Genomic DNA, 19,081 nt, shown 5'->3' with positions numbered 1-19,081 from the left:
CCTGAGATCAACCCACGATGTCCCTATGGCGCAGGACCATCGTCGTGATATGCGTAACTACTTTGCAGGAAGCTTAGATAACCAAGTGGTGATCTGGTTGATGTCATTCGCGATGTAACCATCCGCTTTGATCTCAACCGCTTTTTTGAATTCTTCCTCGTTTTCCACAACCAGGAAGATTTTTTTCTTACGACGGCGCATTTCTTCAAGAACGTTGTCATTAAATGCGGGACGATTTTGAATTTTAAAAGGAGCAATGAAAATGTCTCCTTTAAATTGTGTTGAAGGCAAAACCCACAAAGAATCGAAACTCATCAAGCGCATCAAATCCGGTTTGCTTGTTCCGTAAAGCCATGTCGGTTGCAGGCTTTTGATAGCATTTGTGATCACATTCGCATCACTTTGAATAAGAGTGCGATCGTTTGATTTGTAATCCTGGATTGCGTTTGCGACCAATGAGTCAACGTCGCTAACGTTTTCAACAACATTCAAAATGAAACGAGTTTTAGGGAATTTTTCGTACAATTCTTTTAAAGCAGGAGTGCTTTTATAGAACTCGTTAATTTGCTCCCACGAAAAGTTCGAGAGTTTGCTTCCCAACATAATTTGTGCGGATGGGTTGGCCTCTTGCTCCGCCATCTTTGCATTTAGGAATTCCACGTCACGGCTTGGAGGCAGGATGAAAGGAACGCGATTATTGGAAATTCTCACATCCGCCCAAATGATGACGTCGGGACGGGCATCAATGGCTTCAGCCATTTTGGCCAAAGTATGAGCTTTTACGGCCACATACGGGGTTTGACCTTCCAAGTAAGGAGTTTTGTATTCCTGGAAGTTTTGGCCCATGCCCCAAATACGGGTCATGATGATGACGAAACCTACCAGTGCCAGGGATGCTAATGTCGCTAAAAGTACTCGCATATGACGGTCGGTATAACATCCTAAAGTCCCGAAATCAGCACATTTTTTCAAAACTCAGCGAAAGATTCCTGTCATAATCTTAAATACGCTAAAATTAGGCGTATTTCATCTTGTTTTTCAATTGGCTTTCTATTAGATAACAGGGACGTAATCGTCAGGTGCACTATGAACAAGATCAATCGGAAATTAGAATACGCATTGATGGCTCTTAAATATATGAGCCAAAAAATCCCCGGGGAGCTGACTTCTGCCAAAGAAGTTTCAGATGCTTTCCATACTCCTTTTGATGCGACTGCTCGTGTGATGCAACAAATGGCACAAAAAGGCGGCTTTCTTCGCGCTGAATACGGTGCGAGCGGTGGATATCAGATCACCAAAGACCTGGCGAAAGTTTCCATTCATGACTTGGTAGAGGTGATTGAAGGTCCAACGGCATTGGTAAAATGCCTGCACAAGGAAGTTCCTTGTGAAATTCAAGGAACCTGCAACATCGTTTCTCCGGTTACAGCTTTAAATAATAAACTCACTGACTTTTATAAATCGGTCAGCTTGAAAGATCTCTTGGTTGAAAGAACGGCAATGCCTAAAAAATCTTCTGAGGCGGTGATTCATGGATAACAACAAGAATAACCCGCTCGATACGTACGAATACAAATACGGTTTCACAACCGATATTGAAATGGATCAAGCCCCATTGGGTTTGACTGAGGAAATCATCAAATTGATTTCTGGTAAAAAGAACGAACCTGAATGGATGCTTGAATATCGCTTGAAGGCATATCGCCACTGGCTGACTTTAACAGAGCCAACGTGGGCGCATGTTTCTTATCCACCAATTGATTTCCAGGCGATCCGTTACTACTCAGCTCCAAAGAAAAAATCAGACGCTGATAAGCCTAAGTCTATGGATGATCTTGATCCTGAATTGGTTAAGACTTTCGAAAAACTGGGCATTCCTTTGTCTGAACAAAAACGTATTTCTGGTATCGCAGTCGACGTGGTCTTTGACTCCGTTTCTGTCGGTACAACTCACAATGAAGTTTTGGAAAAAGCGGGCGTTATCTTCTGCTCTATTTCTGAAGCCGTTGCGAAACATCCAGAGCTTGTTAAAAAATATTTGGGCTCCGTTGTTCCTTACACAGACAATTTCTATGCGGCATTGAATGCAGCTGTCTTTACTGACGGCTCTTTCTGTTACATCCCTAAAGGGGTGCGTTGCCCGATCGATCTTTCAACGTACTTCCGTATCAACGCCAAAGACACTGGTCAGTTCGAAAGAACATTATTGGTGTGTGATGAAGGCGGCTATGTGAATTACCTTGAGGGCTGTACAGCTCCTCAGCGTGATGAAAACCAACTTCACGCAGCCGTGGTTGAGCTTGTGGCTTTGGACAATGCGGAAATCAAATACTCTACAGTTCAAAACTGGTACACAGGCGATAAAGAAGGTAAGGGCGGCATTTACAACTTCGTTACGAAACGTGGTAAAGCTGCCGGTAAGAACTCTAAAATCTCTTGGACACAAGTTGAATCTGGTTCTGCGATCACTTGGAAATATCCATCTTGCATCTTGCAAGGTGATGGTTCCGAAGGTGCTTTCTATTCAGTGGCACTGACTCACGACCTTATGCAGGCCGATACTGGAACTAAGATGATTCACATTGGTAAGAACACCAAATCGACAATCATCTCCAAAGGTATCTCTACGGATAAGTCTTCAAATGCTTACCGTGGTCAGGTGAAAATCATGCCTTCAGCAGAAAATGCACGCAACTACTCTCAGTGTGATTCCATGCTGGTGGGTGATAAGTGCTCTGCAAGCACGTTCCCTTATATTGAAGTAAAAAATAAAACAGCGACGATTGAGCATGAAGCGACGACTTCACGTATCAGTGAAGATCAGATCTTCTATTTGCAATCTCGTGGCTTGGATATGGAAAAAACAATTTCAATGCTGGTAAATGGTTTCTGTAAGGAAGTTTTCAAAGAACTTCCTTTGGAATTCGCAGTGGAAGCCGTGAAGTTGATTGAAATGAAATTGGAAAATTCAGTAGGTTAATTATGTTGGAAATTAAGAATTTACACGCACGTGTTGAAGAAAAAGAAATTCTAAAAGGCTTGAACCTGACAGTTAAAGCTGGCGAAGTTCATGCGATCATGGGACCAAACGGTTCTGGTAAATCCACTTTGTCTAAGGTTCTAGCGGGCCACCCGGCATACGAAGTGACTTCTGGCGAAGTTAAATATGAAGTGAACTTCATGATGCAAAATCTTTTGGAGCTGGCTCCCGATGAAAGAGCTAAAGAAGGTATTTTCCTGGCTTTCCAATACCCGATTGAAGTTCCCGGCGTTTCTAACTTCACATTCTTGCACACAGCTTTTAACTCTGTATTGCAGCATCAAGGTTCTGAACCAATGCCAGAGGGCGAGTTCCGTGAATTTTTGGTGCAAAAATTAAAACTTGTTTCCATGAAACCTGAATACTTGGATCGTCCAGTGAACACAGGTTTTTCTGGTGGTGAGAAAAAGAAAAACGAAATCCTTCAGATGGCTGTTTTATCTCCGCGCCTGGCGCTGTTGGATGAAACAGATTCCGGTCTTGATATCGACGCCCTTCGCGTGGTTTCAGACGGTGTAAATAAGCTTCGTCGTAAAGACAACGCGATCATCCTGGTTACTCACTATCAGCGTTTGCTTGATTATATCAAACCTGACTACGTACACGTACTTCTTGGTGGAAAAATTGTTGAAACAGGTGACTCTTCTTTAGCGTTGAAGCTTGAAGAAAAAGGTTACGACTGGTTGATCAACTAAGGATAGGCTATGAATTTACTTTCGACGTACGAAAAATTCAGTCAAGCACACCCGGCGAAAGGCGCTTTGGCCGCTTTCCGGCAGGCGGGTTATGACTATGCCTTGAAAAAGGGTCTTCCGACTCGCAAGGATGAAGAGTGGCACTATACGAGTGTTAAAGTTCTTGCGGATAACAGCTTCCAGCCAAGTGCTTTGAATGCTGTGGCTCCAAGTCACGACACCATGGTGGAAATTAAAAAAGCCATCAATCCTGAATTTACAAATCTTGTGTTCTTTAATGGCGTCTTCAACAAGACTTTGTCTTCTGATTTACCGACGGGACTTACCATGCGCGAGCTTGGTGAGTATCCTGATCAATTCGATGATACGTTCGATGCATTAAATGGTGCCTATGCGGAAACTCCGTATATGGTTCACTTGGCAAAAGAAACGTCTGTGGAAAAACCTGTGAATTTCGTGTTCTTTACATCGAATGAAGCGGGTTCTGCTGTGATGGTAAATCCACGCATTCGTTTCGAAGTCGGCGCAAGGGCTTCTTTGAAAGTTGTTGAAAGTCATTATGGAATGTCGGGTACTTCTTACTTTGCGAATTCAGTATTTGATTTGCAGGTGGGCGACAGCGCGAAAGTTATCTATGTGCGCGTGCAAGCAGATAGCTTGAATGCCGTAAATATTGGTCGCACAAGAATCAGTCTTGGTAAACATGCAAACCTTGAAAGCCTGGCTTTTTCGACAGGTGCGCAGCTTTCTCGTCATAACTTGGATTTAGTTTTGAAAGAGAAGGGCTCAACATCTGAAGTCCTTGGTATCTATGCGGTTCAAGGAACTCAGCACGTGGATAACACGACTATGATTGATCACGCGGTTGGAGAGTGCGTAACTCACCAATTGTATAAAGGTATCCTAGATGGTTCAGGTCGTTCAGCTTTCAATGGCAAGATCTTGATCAGAAAAGACGCTCAGAAGGCGGATTCCTCCCAATTGAATAATAATCTTCTTTTAAGCAATAAAGCTGAAGCTGACAGCAAGCCTTCGATTGAAGTGCATGCCGATGACGTGAAGGCGGGCCACGGTTCGACTGTGGGTCAGTTGAATAAAGAGGAGCTTTTCTATTTGCTATCGCGTGCGATCCCTAAGGATAAAGCAATTGCGATGCTAAGTTATGGTTACTTGTCAGAAGTTCTTTATAAAATTTCTGACGACAGTATTCAAAAATGGTTAACAAAACATTTGGATGAAGCGTTTGCGCGCTTGCATCTGAACTAAGAAGGTAAAATGAGTAATTTGAACGAGCTTTTTGCAGAAATTCGTAACGAGTTTCCAGCTTTGACCCAAAAGGTCCATGGCAAAAAGCTTTCTTACTTGGATAGTGGTGCGACGACGCTGAAACCAAAATCAGTGATTGATCGTATTGCGCATTTCTATCTGTACGAGGCTTCAAATGTTCACCGTGGAGCTCACTATTTGGCTGATATCGCTACTCAAGGTTTTGAGGGTGCTCGCCATAAAATTGCAAATTTCCTTGGTGCTGAACATGTCGAAGAGATCGTATTCGTTCGTGGTACGACCGAAGGTGTGAATTTCGTGGCAAATACTTGGGGTCTTACAAACCTTAAGGCGGGCGATGAAATTTTGATCACCGAGATGGAGCATCACGGGAATATCGTTCCTTGGCAAATGATCGCTGAAAAGGTTGGTGCGAAAGTCATCGCAGCTGGCATTTTGGATAACGGCGAACTCGACATGGAAGATTTGAAACAGAAACTTTCCAGCAAAACGAAAATGGTGGCCTTCACGGCAAGTTCCAATGTTTTAGGAACGAACACGAATGTTGCCGAGATCACTAAGCTTGCTCACGCAGCGGGTGCAAAAGTTTTGGTGGATGGCGCACAGATCGTTTCGCAATTGAAGGTAAACGTAAAAGCTTGGGACGTGGATTTCTTTGTATTCTCCTCTCACAAGCTTTTCGGTCCTTTTGGTTTCGGTGCGGTTTACGGTAAGAAAGCTATTTTGGAAACCTTGCCTCCTTATCAAGGTGGCGGTTCCATGATTTCCAAAGTGACGATCGAAAAAACGACGTTCAATGACGTGCCGACACGCTTTGAAGCGGGAACCCCTCATATCGAAGGTGCGATTGGAACTGCGGCGGCGATCGAGTTCGTAGAAAAAATTGGATTTGATAAAATCCATGCTTACGAGATGGATTTATTGAAGTACGCGACGGATAAAATGCTAGAAATTCCGGATTTGAAAATTTACGGAACGGCAGCTAATAAGGGACCTCTAATTTCCTTTAATTTGAAAGGGGCTCATCACTCCGACGTTGGTCAGATTTTGGATCAAGAGGGTGTTGCAGTTCGAGCCGGTCACCATTGCACTCAGCCGTTAATGGCAAGACTGGGAGTGCCGGGCACTGTTCGTGCGTCGTTTTCAGTGTATAATAATCGCGAAGATGTTGATGCTTTAGTTAAAGCCGTGGTGAAGGCCCGGGAGTTATTGTTATGAGTACGCAGGATGTATTAATCAGAATTCAAGCAACACCAAATCCAAACGCATGGAAATTCGTTTTGGATCGCCCTGTATTGGCTGAAGGTAAGGCAACTTACACAGACATGAAAGAGGCAGAGCAAAGCCCTTTGGCTTCAAGCTTGTTCCAGGTGGAAGGTGTTCGTCAGGCCCACTTCTTTCAAAATGTGATCACAATCACTCACAGCTTCGATGCAGATCCTGAAGAGATCCAAAAGAACGTCTGTGCCGTGATTCAAACACGCATGCCGATTCATAATCCTAACGTCACTCAAGCTGATGAAAAGAAAATGCGTCGTGCAGGTTTGCCGCCTGAAGTTCAACGCATCGAAGAGATCTTGGACGATACAGTTCGCCCCGGTTTGCAAGGCGACGGCGGAGACTTGGACGTTGTAAAATACGAAGACAATAAACTCTACGTATTTTACCAAGGTGCCTGCGGCACATGCCCAAGCGCCACTTCTGGAACATTGATGGCCATCGAAGGCATCCTTCGTGATCAATTCAATCCAACCATTGAAGTCATTCCCCTTTAGGTGCCAGGTCCTATTTACGTATGCAGCGCGAAATAAAATGATCAAAAAAACCCACTTAATAAGAGTGGGTTGTTTATTTGCCTCAACTTGATATGCGTTCCCTCGCTCGTGGAATTTCAAGAATTTTAGGGAAAATGAATGAGCTGACACCGTTTGTATACTCCCTCAACACTCCATTTCCGCGGGCTGCCTTTAATTCTGTTTTTGGTCGGCACAGGAGTTGAATAGAGAGTGAGTGGGGGTTCGCAAATGTCTCGTCATAATAAAATTATCGTAGGCGTTGTGTTTTCTATGTTCATCGGTTTGATCGCCATTGCAGAACTAAGCAATCGCAAGCCGGCTCCAAAACCTATCTCTGCTATAGATGACTCCCAAGGTGGATTCAGTCTTGCGCAGGTATTGGTAGAGCAAGAACTTACGAATCGCTCCTTGCCAAATGCAAAACGTCTGCAGAATAAAGAGTTAGTCCTTGCGCAAGTTTCAAGACTTTCTCAATCTGATATCAAGCTTTTGCAAAGAAAAGCAGCGAACCAAGCTCTTTCTGCGGAAGAAAGAAAAGTCTGCGTTTATCTATTGGAGCAGGCTGGTCACCCTGTTGATCAAGCCGTTGCGAAAAAAGTAGCTCAAGCGCCGGTAGCGGCTCCGAAAGCTTTCAAGGCGGCACCAGTAGTGGCTGCTCATAAAGTTGTAAGCAAGCCATCTCCTAAGGCGAATATGAAAGTTGCACGCCAGGTGGTTGATAAGTCCAGAAAGCTTGTGAAGAAAGACGGCAGACGTTTACCAGCTTCGTCTCGCACAGTGGCTCTTGCGAACCGCTAGTCCTGTCTCAATTTGATAATTTGATTTAATGGGTAAGGCCTGCTTGGAAGAAGTGGGCCTTTTTCTTTTGGTGGATCAAGATAGCTCGTACCGTTTAAAGAAATAAAAAAAGAGTCCGTCGGCAACTCTGAACTAAACCTGTTTTAGCTAAGGTGGGTGACCATGGTAACGACTTTAGGCTTCTCAGTACGAGCTGAGCTTGCTCACCATCATCAGGGACAGTCCCCAAAAATATGCTTGTAAGGTTTAATTTCGATGAGCTTTACGCCTTCGAACCCTCTGAAAACTATTCTAGCAGGAAGTATAGTTTCGTCAATCAAACCGGACTCTAACTTTTCTGTAAGCCACCGATATATTGCTTATGACACCTCAAAAACTTGATTTTATTTTTCCCTTCGTGGTTTTTTTCTATGGACTCCTCATGGTGTTTGTGCTGGAAAATCGTACACTGGTAAGAATCGGTGAAGAGCGCATGGGTGAGGCGTTTCAGAACCTTATGAAGCACAAAAAATTGGGCTGGGTGTGTTTCTTCGTGGGTGGTCTTTGGGCCGCGCAAAATGTCTGGTACTCGTCGCTCTGAGTATTGACTCCTCCCGGGGCTGGCTATAGCGTCTTGCCCCATGTCCGACTCTCCAAATCAACCACTTCGCAAGACTGATACGTACGCGCAACTGTCGCTGGATGCGGCTTCCACGCCAGTAAAATCCAACGAGCCTGTGGTTCTTTCTGTTGAGCAATTGAATGTTCAGATCAAGCAATTGATTGAAGGTCAATTGGGTATGGTGTGGGTGCGTGGGGAGCTTTCCAATTTCAAAGCTCACACTTCGGGGCATTTCTATTTCAGCGTTAAAGACTCTAAATCGCAAATCACCGCCGTCATGTTTCGCGGCAACAATTCACGCCTAAGATTCAAACCTTCTGATGGTATGGAAGTCATGGTGCGTGGACGCGTAACTGTGTACGAACCTCGTGGCAATTATCAGCTCATGGTTGATATGATGGAGCCTGTTGGTGCCGGTGCTTTGCAAAAGGCTTTTGAGCAACTTAAGCACAAACTTCGCGCTGAGGGCTTATTCGATGCTGCAAAGAAAAGACCTATTCCCACGTTCCCAAGACATATTGCGATTGTGACTTCTCCAACGGGCGCTGCGATTCGCGATATTTTAAATGTTCTATCCCGTCGTGCAAAATCCATTCAAGTGACGATTGTTCCAACGATTGTTCAAGGCGAGGCAGCAGCTCCGCAATTGCGTGAGGCTTTTAAAAAAGCTGTGGCACTTCCTGATGTGGATGCCGTGATCGTCGGCCGTGGTGGTGGTTCCATCGAAGACATGTGGTGTTTTAATGACGAAGGTTTGGCGCGCTTGATTGCTGCCAGTCCCGTTCCAGTCATATCCGCTGTCGGCCACGAGATTGATTTTACTATTGCGGATTTCGTTGCAGATTTGCGTGCGCCAACTCCTTCGGCTGCGGCTGAGCTTGTGGCGAAAAGTTCTTCGGAACTTGTGAACAAGGTCACGTCCTTGGAGCGCATGCTGAAATTGTCTTTTGATAGAAAGATGAAATTCCTGCGTGAAAAATCATTGGGGTTGTCAAAGCGTCTGGTGGATCCGAAACGTCGTTTAGAAGATTTGGAACTTCGTAATGATGATTTGCTGACTCGACTGGAGCTTGCAGTAAATCGCCTGATCAGTCAAAAGAGTCACCGAGTGGAACTGATGACTCAAAAACTGGGTACTCCCCAAAATCATATCGATCGTCGCAAAAAAGAATTAACGTTCCTGCAAGCGCGTTCGGAAAAAGCTTTGATGTTCGCATTAGAGCGCAAAAAATCCCGCATGGATCGCATGATGGCGATGCTTGATAGCATGAGCCCTTTGCGTGTCGTAGATCGTGGGTACTCAATCGTAACTAAAGATTCAAAAGTTATTAAATCAGCAAGTCAGGTCAATGTGGGCGATAGTATCGACATTCGCTTGGCTCAGGGTTCACTCACAGCCACGGTCAGTGGTGTGAAGGAGGAATAATGGATTTCGAAAAGAAATTAGGACGTTTGGAAGAAATCGTTCAAAAAATGGAAAAAGGTGATTTGGCTTTAGAAGATTCCTTAAAGCTATTCGAAGAAGGCGTTAAGCTTTCTCGTGAATGTCACCAACGTCTTTCTGAAGCAGAGACAAAAGTAAAACTTTTGATGTCTGTGGGCGCTGACGGAAAACCAGTCACTACTGATTTCACACCGGAGGAATAGTTTTGGATTTGGCGATTCAGCTTGATCAGGAAATGTCCCTGAAAGTGCAAACTGTGAATCAGTTTGTGGAAAAGTATTTGTCTGAGTTGGACCTTCCTCAGGAACCTGCTATTGCTGAACTTCGTAAGTCCATGTTGTACTCTGCAACCAATGGTGGAAAACGCTTCCGGCCCGTTCTTTCTGTGTTGATCGCAGAGATGCTGGGCTCGTCGGCGGAAAAGGTTTTACCTTTCGCAACAGCTGTTGAGCTGATTCATACGTATTCTTTGATTCACGATGATCTGCCGTGCATGGATAACGATGACATGCGCCGTGGAAAGCCCACGAATCACAAGGTCTTCGGCGAAGACTTTGCTCTATTGGCAGGGGATGCGTTGTTAACTGAGGCTTTCCTGATCGTTGCTAAAAACTATGCTGATAATGGTTTCTTGGTGGGTCGCCTGGTGCAGCTTCTTTCAGAGGCGGCAGGAATTCGCGGTATGGTTGGTGGACAAGCCATTGACCTGCGCGCAGGCCAAAAGCAACTTACTCAAGACGAACTGACTCATTTACATTTGCTTAAAACCGGCGCGTTGATTCGTGTCGCAGTTGAGGGTGCAGCAATTATCGCTGGCGCTAAAACTCACGATGTTGAAGCCCTTAAAAAATTCGGGGAAGGCTTGGGCCTAGCATTCCAAGTGGCTGACGATGTTTTGGATCATGGCGAAAAAGATCAAGACGTGCGCAGCTTCACTGGCATTATTGGTCTTGAAAATACGAAAATATACTTAAACCAAATCAGCAAAAACACGATGGCAGAACTTCACAAAGTTTCCGCGGATGCAGTAATGCTGGAATATTTGGTTAATTTTAATATCTCACGAAAACACTAAGGCATATGGCGGATAAAAAGCGCTTGGACATTTATGTGTTTGAAAAGGGCTTGGCCCAATCACGCACTCATGCGCAAGAGCTAATTGAAGCCGGTCAGGTGTTCTTAAACCAAAGCGGTCAAAAGAAAATTCTGAAAAAATCAAATCTGGCGGTCACTGAGGAAATGGACGGTCAGATCTCTGTCGATCAGGGCCCGGCGAACCGTTTTGTTTCCAGAGGTGGGTTGAAACTGGAAGGTGCCTTAAAGCACGTGGGACTTAACATTCAGAATTTTGATGTTCTGGATGTGGGTATTTCCACGGGTGGCTTTACGGATTGTGCCTTGCAATCGGGGGCACGCTTCGTTTTAGGCGTAGATGTCGGTCATGGCCAGGTCAGTGCCAGTCTTTTAAATAATCCGAAGTTAAAGGTCATTGAGGGCATCAATGCTCGTGCCTTGTCCAAAGAGGCCACCGTGCTCGAGGCTACTCCAAAAGAGGGCTTTGATCTCATCGTGATGGATGTATCCTTTATTTCGATTGAAATGATCATCCCGGAATTGGCTCGTTTCCTAAAACCATCGGGCCAGTTGTTAAGTCTTGTAAAGCCACAGTTTGAGGTGGGCGTTGACGGGCTCGCAAAGGGTGGTATTGTCAAAGACTCTTCGTTGTATTTGAAAGTCGAAGAAAAGATCAAAGCTGTCTGTCAAAACAGTGGCTTTGAGGTAAAGGACTATTTTGCTTCTTCCATTGAGGGAAAGGACGGCAATCATGAGTTTTTTGTTTTCGCGAAAAAGCACTAGCCTGCTTTTAACATTGGTTTTCCTGGCGGGTTGTCAAACATTCAAGACCCGTGAAGATATTCGCAATGCCACAAAACCGGCACCGACTCCCGGTTCTAAATCAACTCCCACAACTCCAACTTCGCCTCGTCAAACTGAAGAAGCAGCAACGCCTTATCAGCCTGACATCCAAGTTGAGGAACCAACAACTCCACCTCCAGCGCCTGTAATTCCGGCGATGCCTAAGATCGCATTTATTTTGGGTGGCGGGGGAGCTAAGACTTACGCACATATTGGATTCTTGCATGAGCTGACTCGCGCGAAGGTCCCAGTGTATGCCATCGGCGGGATCGAGTTCGCCTCTCCGATGGCGGCACTCTATGCCAATCGCGAACAGGCCAACGACGTTGAATGGCAAATGTTCAAAATGAAAGATGACGAGATCATCAAAAAATCATTGTTGGGCAATGTGAATAAAAATGGCGACATCTCTGTGATGCGCGAGTTTTACAACACGGCATTCAAAAACCAAAAGGCTGAAGACTATCGCATTCCGTTTGCGTGCCCTTCGTACAATTTGAAAAAGAACCAATCCTTGATGATGAATCGTGGAGGCATGGAACAATTGATGTCCATGTGCATGGCTTATCCGCCATTCTTTAAACCTTTCCAGGGTAACATCGCAGCGGTCCGTGAAGTTTCTGGCTTGGCCAGATATCTGCGCCAAAAAGGTGCGAACTTTGTGGTTTTCGTAAACGTTCTTCAGGGCCCGGGCGGCAACAAACCGTTCACTTTGGATGCCTCTGCTACTGATAACGTATTATGGAGTGAGATCGCAGGACTGTATAATAAGCCTTTTGCAGGAGTTGATACTGTTATTACCCTTGAGACGGGTGATTATGGTATTATGGATTTCGATAAGCGTCGTGAGATCATGAACAAAGGCGCTGACTCCGCAAACCGCCAATTGAAAACTTTGACACGTAAATGGGGACTTTAAAAAGTTCAGGAGATCGGAATGAGAAAACCAACTTTTGATATGAACATTTTTGCTGAAAGAAGAAAGAAACTGGGCCAACAGATCCCAGGTTCCGCGTTGGTGGTTGCTTCTCACCCCGAGTTGATCCGCAATCACGATGTGCATTTCCCATATCGCCAAGATTCCAATATGTTCTACCTAACGGGTTGGGAAGAACCAGAATCTATTTTGATCGTACGCCCTGGCCAAACTCCAGAGACAGTGATGTTCGTGCGTCGCCGTGACCGCGAAAGAGAAACTTGGGATGGATTCCGTTATGGTCCAGAGGGTTGCGAACAAGAGTTCAAAATCGACAAATGCTATCCAATTGATGAGTTTGAAAAAGTTGCTCCGCAATTGTTATCAGCAGTTGATTCCATTTACTATCGCCAATTTAAAAACAAAGAAGTAGACGAGAAAATGGAACACGTGTTGAACACGGTTAAACAAATGCGTGGCCGTACAGGCTATGGTTTGTTGTCTGTGCACGATGCTGACACGTTGATCGGCGAAATGCGTTTGGTGAAGTCCGAGTACGAATTGACTCAACTTCGCGAGGCTTGCGAAATTTCTGCTCAAGCCCACTTGGCGGCGATGCGCTTTACTCGCCCGGGTGTGACTGAGCGCCAGGTTCAAGGTGTCTTGGCTCATAATTTCTATATGAGAGATTCCGCTCGTGAAGGTTACGGCTTTATCGTTGCTTCTGGGAACGCTGCCACAACTTTGCACTACAACTTCAATGACCAGGTCTGCAAAGATGGCGACTTGCTTTTGATCGATGCAGGTGCTGAGTACAATTACTACACTGGTGACATCACAAGAACTTACCCAGTAAACGGTAAATTCACGGATGAGCAAGGCCGCGTGTACGAAGCTGTTTTGAAAGTTCAAAAAGCCATCGTAGATTTCGTGAAACCTGGGATTGTATTCAAAGACCTGCACGACATGGGGACGTCCATGCTGACAGACGCCATGCTTGAGCTTGGTTTGTTGTCTGGTCGTAAAGACGATTTAATTCAATCCCTGGCGCAAAAGAAATACTATCCGCACGGTATCGGGCACTGGTTGGGTCTTGATGTGCATGATGCTGGTTTGTACTTCAAAAAAGGTGAACCACGTCCGATCGAAGCTAATATGTGCTTTACGATCGAGCCAGGATTGTACATCCCAGCTGACGATACATCAGCTCCACAAAAATACCGTGGCATCGGTATCCGTATTGAAGACAACGTCCGCGTGACTTCGAATGGTGTAGAGAACATGACGACATCAGTTCCTAAAGAGATCTCTGATATCGAAAAAGTGGTTGGTAAAAACTAATTACTTTGATTCAAATTAGAATTTAGAAAAGCCCTGGTGATGAACTGGGGCTTTTTTATTTGAACGAGGTTTCCAGAGTAATAATCTGTCGGGAGAACGCATTGACGACGGCGTTCACGGAAGTTTTGGATTTATGGAGTGAAACAAGTTGAGTGCGAACATCAGCCGCATTGGAACCTTTCGGCAGAAGATAAAACGCAGCATTGCCTTGAATAATAAGTTTGAACTCGTTGTCTGTCTCCACGATTTTGTGGATACTTCCCTTGAGTTCCCTTGAGTTCCCTTGTTGGCGCTTTAGGGTCTTTCTTGTAACCCACCAAAGAAACCTTTTCAGCAGCGAAAACACTACATCCCAACAATAGAGTAAGAATGATCGTCGTGAAGTAATTCATTATTGGACTCCACCTTTCTTTTTCAGCGCGGCCTTTTCCCGAGCTTTCTGGAAAATATACTTTTCAAAGTGACTGGAGTATCCGGGTTGAACAGTCAGAGCAATAGCCTCAAGAGTTTCTTTGGTCTCGGCCTTTACGCCATTCTGCCATTGATGAACTTTGGTGTTTCGGGCACTTTGTGGCTCCACTTGAAAGCGGCTGCCATAGTAGGCTTCATTAATTTTAGTTCTTGGATTTAGCTTCATCTTGGCCAGCCACTCATCGACCGGGACGGGCTTATCAAACATCGAGGGATCGAAGACCATCTTCTGAATTTTTCCATCAGAGCCTTTGATCAAAGCTATCGGGGCGACATGAAAGCCCCAGTTTACAACGCGATACTTGGGGTCCTTGGTATCATAAAAGATATCACCTTCGGCGAAGACTTTACCCATTTCAATGTTCTCTTCTTCGGCGATGATGCTCATCGCATTTGCGCGCGCATAGCAGCCGTCCACCGCATATTCGTAGATAATTTCCTTGTGTGATACGAACTCTTTAAACAACTCATTGGCTTTCTCTTCAGAAAGCACACTCACTTGAACGTCGCCACCGGGGACCCACCGATCGGGCACCGCCATTGTGGCAGCGAATACGAATAATGAGACTATTAAAATCCGCAACATGATTCAATTTTGCCATTACTCAAAGGGGAACTCTGAGTAAAACAAAGGCAACGTTAAGTTGACAGTCCTTAGTCTTGATCAGATAAAACGATGGTGAAGCCAACCGAACTTTTCTGCATTCTCGGCAAGTTCTCGCTCGGTTTTAAAGATCTTGTCGTCACGAGAAGCAGCGCTGACTGCCAAACGCAGGTGTGTGGCGCTTTCAAGTAAATTGAAATCGCCCATGGTGTTCCCACTCGCCAGGAATGGTAATTTGCCGCCAGTTTTTGCAAGCAATGCTTCGACTTTACCCTGACGGTAAGTGATAACGCCTTTTTGCTTTTCTGTGATGATGTCGTTGTGAACTTCTGTTTCAACACCGATGATGTTGTCGTGATCAAGACCTACCAGATCTGCGCCGCCTTCGACAGCCCATTTGACGGAAGCGGTGATCACGTAAACTTTCACGCCTTTTGACAAAAGCAGCTGGATTAATTTTTTCTGTTCAGAAAATACTGGCACGGGAGCTGCGTCTTTAACACCTGCCTTAGCCCATTCGCGAACTTGGGTTAAAGATTTTCCCTGACAGATCTGAGCGAGCCATAAATAGGCTTTGCGAGGATCAGCCGCCTTCATAGTTTCATAGTGCTCCCATGGGGAGGGCGGAAGCTGCACCAATTTGTTATCGATCTGATAGTGGAAAAATGTTTCTCCCAAATCGATATCCCACAAAGTTCCATCGGCATCAAAGGCAGCGATCGGTTGATCTTGCTCTTTTAGCACCTGGTCGAGTGTGTTGTTAATGGCGTTCCAAATGTCAGAGGAATAATCTTTGTATTTCATCGGGTCTTAGTATGAAATAGATACGTTCAAATGACAAGGGAGCTGCGGGCCATGAGTCTTTTCTGTCGCGTTATTCAGACTGACGATTTACAAAACATTCTTGATTTAGAATCTCGCAAAATGACGGAGCAGTATCCGGACGAGATGGAAAGAATGATGGCTGTTTGGAATTCCAAGCATCGCATTGAGGCCTTGAATCACTATATCCCTTTGGGGTGGAGCTTTTTGGCAGAAGATCCCGAGACGAAAGCGCTGCTGGGATATTTCATCGCTCAGCCATTACTGTTTTTTGATGGCCAAACACAAACTTTATGGGTCGAGCATGTGCAGTTTGAAACTTTGCAAGCCCGCGACGAACTGTGTGAGCTGGCGTATAAGCTAGGCCGTGAAAAACATCTGCAAAGAGTTTATTTCCCATCGGATAATGGTGTTCCAAACTCTGTTAAAGGATTTAAGCCTGCTGCATGGGAGCCGGGCACACTCGCTGTGAAAACAACCAAATAGGATAAGGGTATGAAGAATTTTTCCTTCGTGAATCGTATTCAGAATTTGTCCAAAATGAAATCCCAAGAATTTGATTTGATCATTATCGGTGGTGGAATCAATGGAGCCGGTGTCGCGCGCGATGCCTGTGCCCGCGGGATGTCGGTTGCTTTGGTCGAGACTCGAGATTTTGCCTCAGGAACTTCTTCTCGTTCCAGCAAAATGGTTCACGGTGGAATTCGGTACCTAGAAAACATGGATTTCAAATTGGTTTATGAAGCGTTGAACGAACGCAATAAGCTTTTTGAAATGGCTCCGCACCTTGTTCATCCGCTTCGCTTCATGCTACCGCTTTATAAAGAAAGCCGCGTGGGCATGTTCAAAATGGGCCTAGGAATGTGGCTTTATGATATTCTTGCCTTGTTCCAATCTCCAGAAATGCATGAACGTCTGGATAGCAAAGAATCCATGGAGCGCATGACGGCTCTTCGTGAAACAGACTTGCTAGGTTCCTACGTTTATTCAGATGGCTACATGGATGATGATCGTCTGGTTTATGAAACTTTGCGCTCAGCGAACGAAATGGGCATGGTCGCTGCGAATTATGTCAGTGCGACGGGTGCCGAGTTTGGAGCCGACGGTAAAATCTCCTCTGTTCACTGCGAAGATCAATTAAGCAAAGAGAAATTTACGATTCGTGGCCGTCATGTGATTAGTTCTGTCGGTCCGTGGACGGATCAATTGGGTGACAAGCTTTTCAAAGACTGGAAAAAAATCCTTCGCCCTACAAAAGGCATTCATCTGACGTTGCCACAGCATCGCCTGCCTCTGACAAGTGCAGTAGTGATGGGAGCTGAAAAAGGCGATCGCATCGTCTTTGGAATTCCACGTCATGACATGATCATCATCGGTACGACAGATACGGATTTCAAAGAATCTCCAGAGAATGTCGGTGTCACTCCTGAAGACGTAAAATATCTTTTGGACATTACTTCGCACTATTTCCCAGGGGCGAATTTAACTCCACACGATGTGATTTCCAGTTACGCGGGAGTACGTCCCTTGGTGAATGATGGTTCGTCTACAGAGGGAAAAACCAGTCGCGAACATACGATCATTGATGATCCTCGCGGTGTGACATTTGTGGCGGGTGGCAAGTATACGACTTACCGCTTGATGTGCCAACAAACGGTTTCCCACGCACTTAAAAGTTTTCCTGTGGAAGATCGTGCGCGATTCGCGAAAAAAGATACGGCCGTGGCATTTAATCAGTACACCACGGAGAGCGCTTTCCACGAGGCGCAAGTTCTGGCGAGTGCCTGGGCTCAAGAATACGGACGTCCCGTTGCCGATGTCGCCGCATTGGCGCAAAGATACGGCCGGGAAGCCGAAGTGATTCTTTCCAAATATGATCAGCGCTATTCTTACTGGCAGCTGGAAGCAGCGCAGGCGATCGACAACACGATGTGCTTAAATCTTCGCGACTTCTTCTCTCGACGCGTGCATTTGTTCCTCGCAGATCGCAATCACGGACTGAAGCATCTCGACGAAATTGCGCAGGTTTTCCAAGAGAAGTTGAGTTGGTCTGAGAAGCGCTTGCACGATGAAAAGCACGCATTGTCAGAGTATATGGGCCACGAATTAGAGTGGAAAAAACACTTCTAGGCTGGCCTTCGCTCCAGCGCTACCGGAGTAGTGCGTCACGGAACTCGATGAAGGGCCTAAATATCAGTATTGACTCTGCTTTTCAATCTCCCTAGACTTGTAGTCGAAATGACACAATGAAATTTTCTTGAGAGAGATTCTGCATGAGTTTTTTTGATAAAGTACAAGACTATTTTTCTAATGATATCGCAATCGACTTGGGCACAGCGAACACACTTGTGTACGTTAAAGGCCGCGGAATCATTCTTGATGAACCTTCTGTCGTAGCAGTTCAAAAGAACTATCGCGGAATGCAAAACCGTGTTCTTGCTGTCGGTAAAGAAGCAAAGGACATGTTGGGAAGAACTCCTGGTTCTATCGTCGCAATTCGTCCGATCAAAGACGGTGTTATCGCTGACTTTGAAGTGACTCAATCCATGCTTAAATATTTCATCGGTAAATCTTTGGGCGAGAAAAAATCTTTCATCCGTCCTCGTATCATCATCTGCGTTCCTTACGGAATCACTCAGGTGGAAAAACGCGCGGTTAAAGAGGCGGCTCAATCAGCTGGTGCTCGCGAAGTTTATTTGATCGAAGAACCAATGGCAGCAGCAATCGGTGCAGGTCTTCCAATCACAGAACCATCCGGCAACATGGTTGTCGACATGGGTGGTGGTACTACGGGTGTTGCGGTTATCTCTTTGGGCGGTATCGTTTACTGTAAATCTATCAAAGTTGCGGGCGATAAATTTGATGAAGCCATCATCAACTACGTACGTCGTCAGTTCAATTTGTTGATCGGTGAAAGAACTGCTGAGTTGATCAAAATCCAAATCGGTAACGCTTATCCATTCGAAGACGAAAAAACGATGGAAATCAAAGGTCGTGACCTTGTAGCTGGTGCTCCGAAAACTATCGAGATCACAAGCTCTCAGGTGAACGATGCCTTGATGGATCCTTTGTCTGAAGTGGTTGATGCTGTTCGTACGGCCCTTGAAAAGACTCCGCCAGAGCTTGCTTCTGATATCGTAGATAACGGAATCGTTCTCACAGGTGGTGGTGCATTGCTTGCGAACCTGGACGTTTTGCTAAGAGAACGTACGGGATTGCCAGTTTCTATCGCTGAAGATCCATTGAGCTGCGTAGTTATGGGTTCAGGCAAAGTTCTAGACCAACTGGATCTTCTCAGACAGCTGACAGTCGACTAACATAAGGGTCACTCTACTTATATATTAGGAAG

At 45.4% G+C, this 19,081-nt stretch carries 21 protein-coding genes and 1 other RNA gene; 17 read left to right on the top strand and 5 right to left on the bottom strand.

Features of this window, described 5'->3' with window-relative positions; genetic code table 11:
* Positions 1–57: 57 nt before the first annotated feature.
* A complete protein-coding gene (locus ACLSU7_RS11110; protein ID WP_413291965.1) occupies positions 58–921 on the bottom strand; it encodes a hypothetical protein in 864 nt (287 codons plus the stop codon).
* Positions 922–1,086: 165 nt separating this feature from the next.
* Between ACLSU7_RS11110 and ACLSU7_RS11105 the strand changes: the two genes are divergently transcribed.
* From ACLSU7_RS11105 to ACLSU7_RS11075, 7 genes are all read left to right on the top strand, one after another.
* The gene (locus ACLSU7_RS11105; protein WP_413291964.1) at positions 1,087–1,539 is read left to right on the top strand and encodes an RrF2 family transcriptional regulator; all 453 of its coding nucleotides are present in this window, start codon (positions 1,087–1,089) and stop codon (positions 1,537–1,539) included.
* Positions 1,532–2,980 (top strand): Fe-S cluster assembly protein SufB, encoded by a 1,449-nt coding sequence (sufB, locus tag ACLSU7_RS11100; RefSeq protein WP_413291963.1) that lies wholly within the window; start codon positions 1,532–1,534, stop codon positions 2,978–2,980. The genes ACLSU7_RS11105 and sufB overlap by 8 nt, the downstream gene beginning before the upstream one ends.
* 2 nt (positions 2,981–2,982) lie before the next feature.
* Complete coding sequence (gene sufC / locus ACLSU7_RS11095) at positions 2,983–3,735, top strand: Fe-S cluster assembly ATPase SufC (protein ID WP_142698578.1); 753 nt, start codon at positions 2,983–2,985, stop codon at positions 3,733–3,735.
* Between the two features lie 9 nt (positions 3,736–3,744).
* Positions 3,745–5,001 (top strand): Fe-S cluster assembly protein SufD, encoded by a 1,257-nt coding sequence (sufD, locus tag ACLSU7_RS11090; RefSeq protein ID WP_413291962.1) that lies wholly within the window; start codon positions 3,745–3,747, stop codon positions 4,999–5,001.
* A 9-nt stretch (positions 5,002–5,010) separates the two neighbouring features.
* Entirely contained in the window at positions 5,011–6,240 is a 1,230-nt protein-coding gene (locus ACLSU7_RS11085; protein ID WP_413291961.1) for an aminotransferase class V-fold PLP-dependent enzyme, read from the top strand.
* Positions 6,237–6,797, top strand: coding sequence for a NifU family protein (locus ACLSU7_RS11080; protein ID WP_413291960.1), 561 nt, complete (start codon positions 6,237–6,239; stop codon positions 6,795–6,797). The genes ACLSU7_RS11085 and ACLSU7_RS11080 overlap by 4 nt, the downstream gene beginning before the upstream one ends.
* A 249-nt stretch (positions 6,798–7,046) precedes the next feature.
* Positions 7,047–7,616, top strand: coding sequence for a hypothetical protein (locus tag ACLSU7_RS11075; RefSeq protein ID WP_413291959.1), 570 nt, complete (start codon positions 7,047–7,049; stop codon positions 7,614–7,616).
* 107 nt (positions 7,617–7,723) lie between these two features.
* Here the strand turns inward: ACLSU7_RS11075 and ssrS are convergent.
* Positions 7,724–7,897, bottom strand: a non-coding RNA gene (gene ssrS, locus ACLSU7_RS11070) — 6S RNA.
* Positions 7,898–7,977: 80 nt separating this feature from the next.
* Between ssrS and ACLSU7_RS11065 the strand changes: the two genes are divergently transcribed.
* From ACLSU7_RS11065 to ACLSU7_RS11035, 7 genes are read left to right on the top strand one after another with little or no spacing between them, the layout of a single operon-like run.
* Positions 7,978–8,196, top strand: a complete 219-nt coding sequence (locus ACLSU7_RS11065) for a hypothetical protein (RefSeq protein WP_142698583.1) — start codon at positions 7,978–7,980, stop codon at positions 8,194–8,196.
* 40 nt (positions 8,197–8,236) lie between these two features.
* Positions 8,237–9,643: an exodeoxyribonuclease VII large subunit gene (xseA, locus tag ACLSU7_RS11060; RefSeq protein ID WP_413291958.1), complete on the top strand. Its 1,407-nt coding sequence runs from the start codon at positions 8,237–8,239 to the stop codon at positions 9,641–9,643.
* A complete protein-coding gene (locus ACLSU7_RS11055; protein WP_088616156.1) occupies positions 9,643–9,864 on the top strand; it encodes an exodeoxyribonuclease VII small subunit in 222 nt (73 codons plus the stop codon). Before xseA ends, ACLSU7_RS11055 begins: the two co-directional genes overlap by 1 nt.
* A gap of 2 nt (positions 9,865–9,866) precedes the next feature.
* Complete coding sequence (locus tag ACLSU7_RS11050) at positions 9,867–10,736, top strand: polyprenyl synthetase family protein (RefSeq protein ID WP_413291957.1); 870 nt, start codon at positions 9,867–9,869, stop codon at positions 10,734–10,736.
* A 5-nt stretch (positions 10,737–10,741) separates the two neighbouring features.
* Positions 10,742–11,518, top strand: coding sequence for a TlyA family RNA methyltransferase (locus ACLSU7_RS11045; protein WP_413291956.1), 777 nt, complete (start codon positions 10,742–10,744; stop codon positions 11,516–11,518).
* Positions 11,487–12,497 (top strand): patatin-like phospholipase family protein, encoded by a 1,011-nt coding sequence (locus ACLSU7_RS11040; RefSeq protein WP_413291955.1) that lies wholly within the window; start codon positions 11,487–11,489, stop codon positions 12,495–12,497. Before ACLSU7_RS11045 ends, ACLSU7_RS11040 begins: the two co-directional genes overlap by 32 nt.
* Before the next feature lie 18 nt (positions 12,498–12,515).
* Positions 12,516–13,835, top strand: a complete 1,320-nt coding sequence (locus ACLSU7_RS11035) for an aminopeptidase P family protein (protein WP_413291954.1) — start codon at positions 12,516–12,518, stop codon at positions 13,833–13,835.
* Between the two features lie 55 nt (positions 13,836–13,890).
* On the opposite strand, the gene ACLSU7_RS11030 is transcribed toward ACLSU7_RS11035, so the two are convergent.
* The 3 genes from ACLSU7_RS11030 to ACLSU7_RS11020 form a co-directional block, all read right to left on the bottom strand.
* Positions 13,891–14,079 carry a hypothetical protein gene (locus tag ACLSU7_RS11030; protein ID WP_413291953.1) on the bottom strand — a complete coding sequence of 63 codons (189 nt, stop codon included), beginning with the start codon at positions 14,077–14,079 and terminating at the stop codon, positions 13,891–13,893.
* A gap of 147 nt (positions 14,080–14,226) precedes the next feature.
* Positions 14,227–14,892: a protein-glutamine glutaminase family protein gene (locus ACLSU7_RS11025; RefSeq protein WP_413291952.1), complete on the bottom strand. Its 666-nt coding sequence runs from the start codon at positions 14,890–14,892 to the stop codon at positions 14,227–14,229.
* A gap of 78 nt (positions 14,893–14,970) precedes the next feature.
* On the bottom strand, positions 14,971–15,714 hold the full coding sequence (locus ACLSU7_RS11020; protein ID WP_413291951.1) for an HAD family hydrolase: 744 nt from the start codon (positions 15,712–15,714) through the stop codon (positions 14,971–14,973).
* Positions 15,715–15,765: 51 nt separating this feature from the next.
* Between ACLSU7_RS11020 and ACLSU7_RS11015 the strand changes: the two genes are divergently transcribed.
* The 3 genes from ACLSU7_RS11015 to ACLSU7_RS11005 all read left to right on the top strand — a co-directional run bounded on the left by ACLSU7_RS11015 (position 15,766) and on the right by ACLSU7_RS11005 (position 19,049).
* Complete coding sequence (locus tag ACLSU7_RS11015; RefSeq protein WP_413291950.1) at positions 15,766–16,218, top strand: hypothetical protein; 453 nt, start codon at positions 15,766–15,768, stop codon at positions 16,216–16,218.
* A gap of 9 nt (positions 16,219–16,227) precedes the next feature.
* Positions 16,228–17,862: a glycerol-3-phosphate dehydrogenase/oxidase gene (locus ACLSU7_RS11010; protein ID WP_413291949.1), complete on the top strand. Its 1,635-nt coding sequence runs from the start codon at positions 16,228–16,230 to the stop codon at positions 17,860–17,862.
* Positions 17,863–18,005: 143 nt separating this feature from the next.
* A complete protein-coding gene (locus tag ACLSU7_RS11005) occupies positions 18,006–19,049 on the top strand; it encodes a rod shape-determining protein (protein WP_142698595.1) in 1,044 nt (347 codons plus the stop codon).
* The last annotated feature ends 32 nt before the right edge of the window (positions 19,050–19,081 follow it).

This window comes from Bdellovibrio sp. HCB185ZH (assembly GCF_047302455.1).
Taxonomy (GTDB): domain Bacteria; phylum Bdellovibrionota; class Bdellovibrionia; order Bdellovibrionales; family Bdellovibrionaceae; genus Bdellovibrio.
Note: the sequence above shows the minus strand (reverse complement) of the source record. Positions and strands in the feature narration are given on the sequence as shown.

What these genes read in the sequence shown, in the direction of transcription:
- ACLSU7_RS11110 (WP_413291965.1), bottom strand. Translation starts at nt 921, where the DNA reads ATGCGAGTACTTTTAGCGACATTAGCATCCCTGGCACTGGTAGGTTTC.
- ACLSU7_RS11105 (WP_413291964.1), top strand. Translation starts at nt 1,087, where the DNA reads ATGAACAAGATCAATCGGAAATTAGAATACGCATTGATGGCTCTTAAA.
- sufB (WP_413291963.1), top strand. Translation starts at nt 1,532, where the DNA reads ATGGATAACAACAAGAATAACCCGCTCGATACGTACGAATACAAATAC.
- sufC (WP_142698578.1), top strand. Translation starts at nt 2,983, where the DNA reads ATGTTGGAAATTAAGAATTTACACGCACGTGTTGAAGAAAAAGAAATT.
- sufD (WP_413291962.1), top strand. Translation starts at nt 3,745, where the DNA reads ATGAATTTACTTTCGACGTACGAAAAATTCAGTCAAGCACACCCGGCG.
- ACLSU7_RS11085 (WP_413291961.1), top strand. Translation starts at nt 5,011, where the DNA reads ATGAGTAATTTGAACGAGCTTTTTGCAGAAATTCGTAACGAGTTTCCA.
- ACLSU7_RS11080 (WP_413291960.1), top strand. Translation starts at nt 6,237, where the DNA reads ATGAGTACGCAGGATGTATTAATCAGAATTCAAGCAACACCAAATCCA.
- ACLSU7_RS11075 (WP_413291959.1), top strand. Translation starts at nt 7,047, where the DNA reads ATGTCTCGTCATAATAAAATTATCGTAGGCGTTGTGTTTTCTATGTTC.
- ACLSU7_RS11065 (WP_142698583.1), top strand. Translation starts at nt 7,978, where the DNA reads ATGACACCTCAAAAACTTGATTTTATTTTTCCCTTCGTGGTTTTTTTC.
- xseA (WP_413291958.1), top strand. Translation starts at nt 8,237, where the DNA reads ATGTCCGACTCTCCAAATCAACCACTTCGCAAGACTGATACGTACGCG.
- ACLSU7_RS11055 (WP_088616156.1), top strand. Translation starts at nt 9,643, where the DNA reads ATGGATTTCGAAAAGAAATTAGGACGTTTGGAAGAAATCGTTCAAAAA.
- ACLSU7_RS11045 (WP_413291956.1), top strand. Translation starts at nt 10,742, where the DNA reads ATGGCGGATAAAAAGCGCTTGGACATTTATGTGTTTGAAAAGGGCTTG.
- ACLSU7_RS11040 (WP_413291955.1), top strand. Translation starts at nt 11,487, where the DNA reads ATGAGTTTTTTGTTTTCGCGAAAAAGCACTAGCCTGCTTTTAACATTG.
- ACLSU7_RS11035 (WP_413291954.1), top strand. Translation starts at nt 12,516, where the DNA reads ATGAGAAAACCAACTTTTGATATGAACATTTTTGCTGAAAGAAGAAAG.
- ACLSU7_RS11025 (WP_413291952.1), bottom strand. Translation starts at nt 14,892, where the DNA reads ATGTTGCGGATTTTAATAGTCTCATTATTCGTATTCGCTGCCACAATG.
- ACLSU7_RS11020 (WP_413291951.1), bottom strand. Translation starts at nt 15,714, where the DNA reads ATGAAATACAAAGATTATTCCTCTGACATTTGGAACGCCATTAACAAC.
- ACLSU7_RS11015 (WP_413291950.1), top strand. Translation starts at nt 15,766, where the DNA reads ATGAGTCTTTTCTGTCGCGTTATTCAGACTGACGATTTACAAAACATT.
- ACLSU7_RS11010 (WP_413291949.1), top strand. Translation starts at nt 16,228, where the DNA reads ATGAAGAATTTTTCCTTCGTGAATCGTATTCAGAATTTGTCCAAAATG.
- ACLSU7_RS11005 (WP_142698595.1), top strand. Translation starts at nt 18,006, where the DNA reads ATGAGTTTTTTTGATAAAGTACAAGACTATTTTTCTAATGATATCGCA.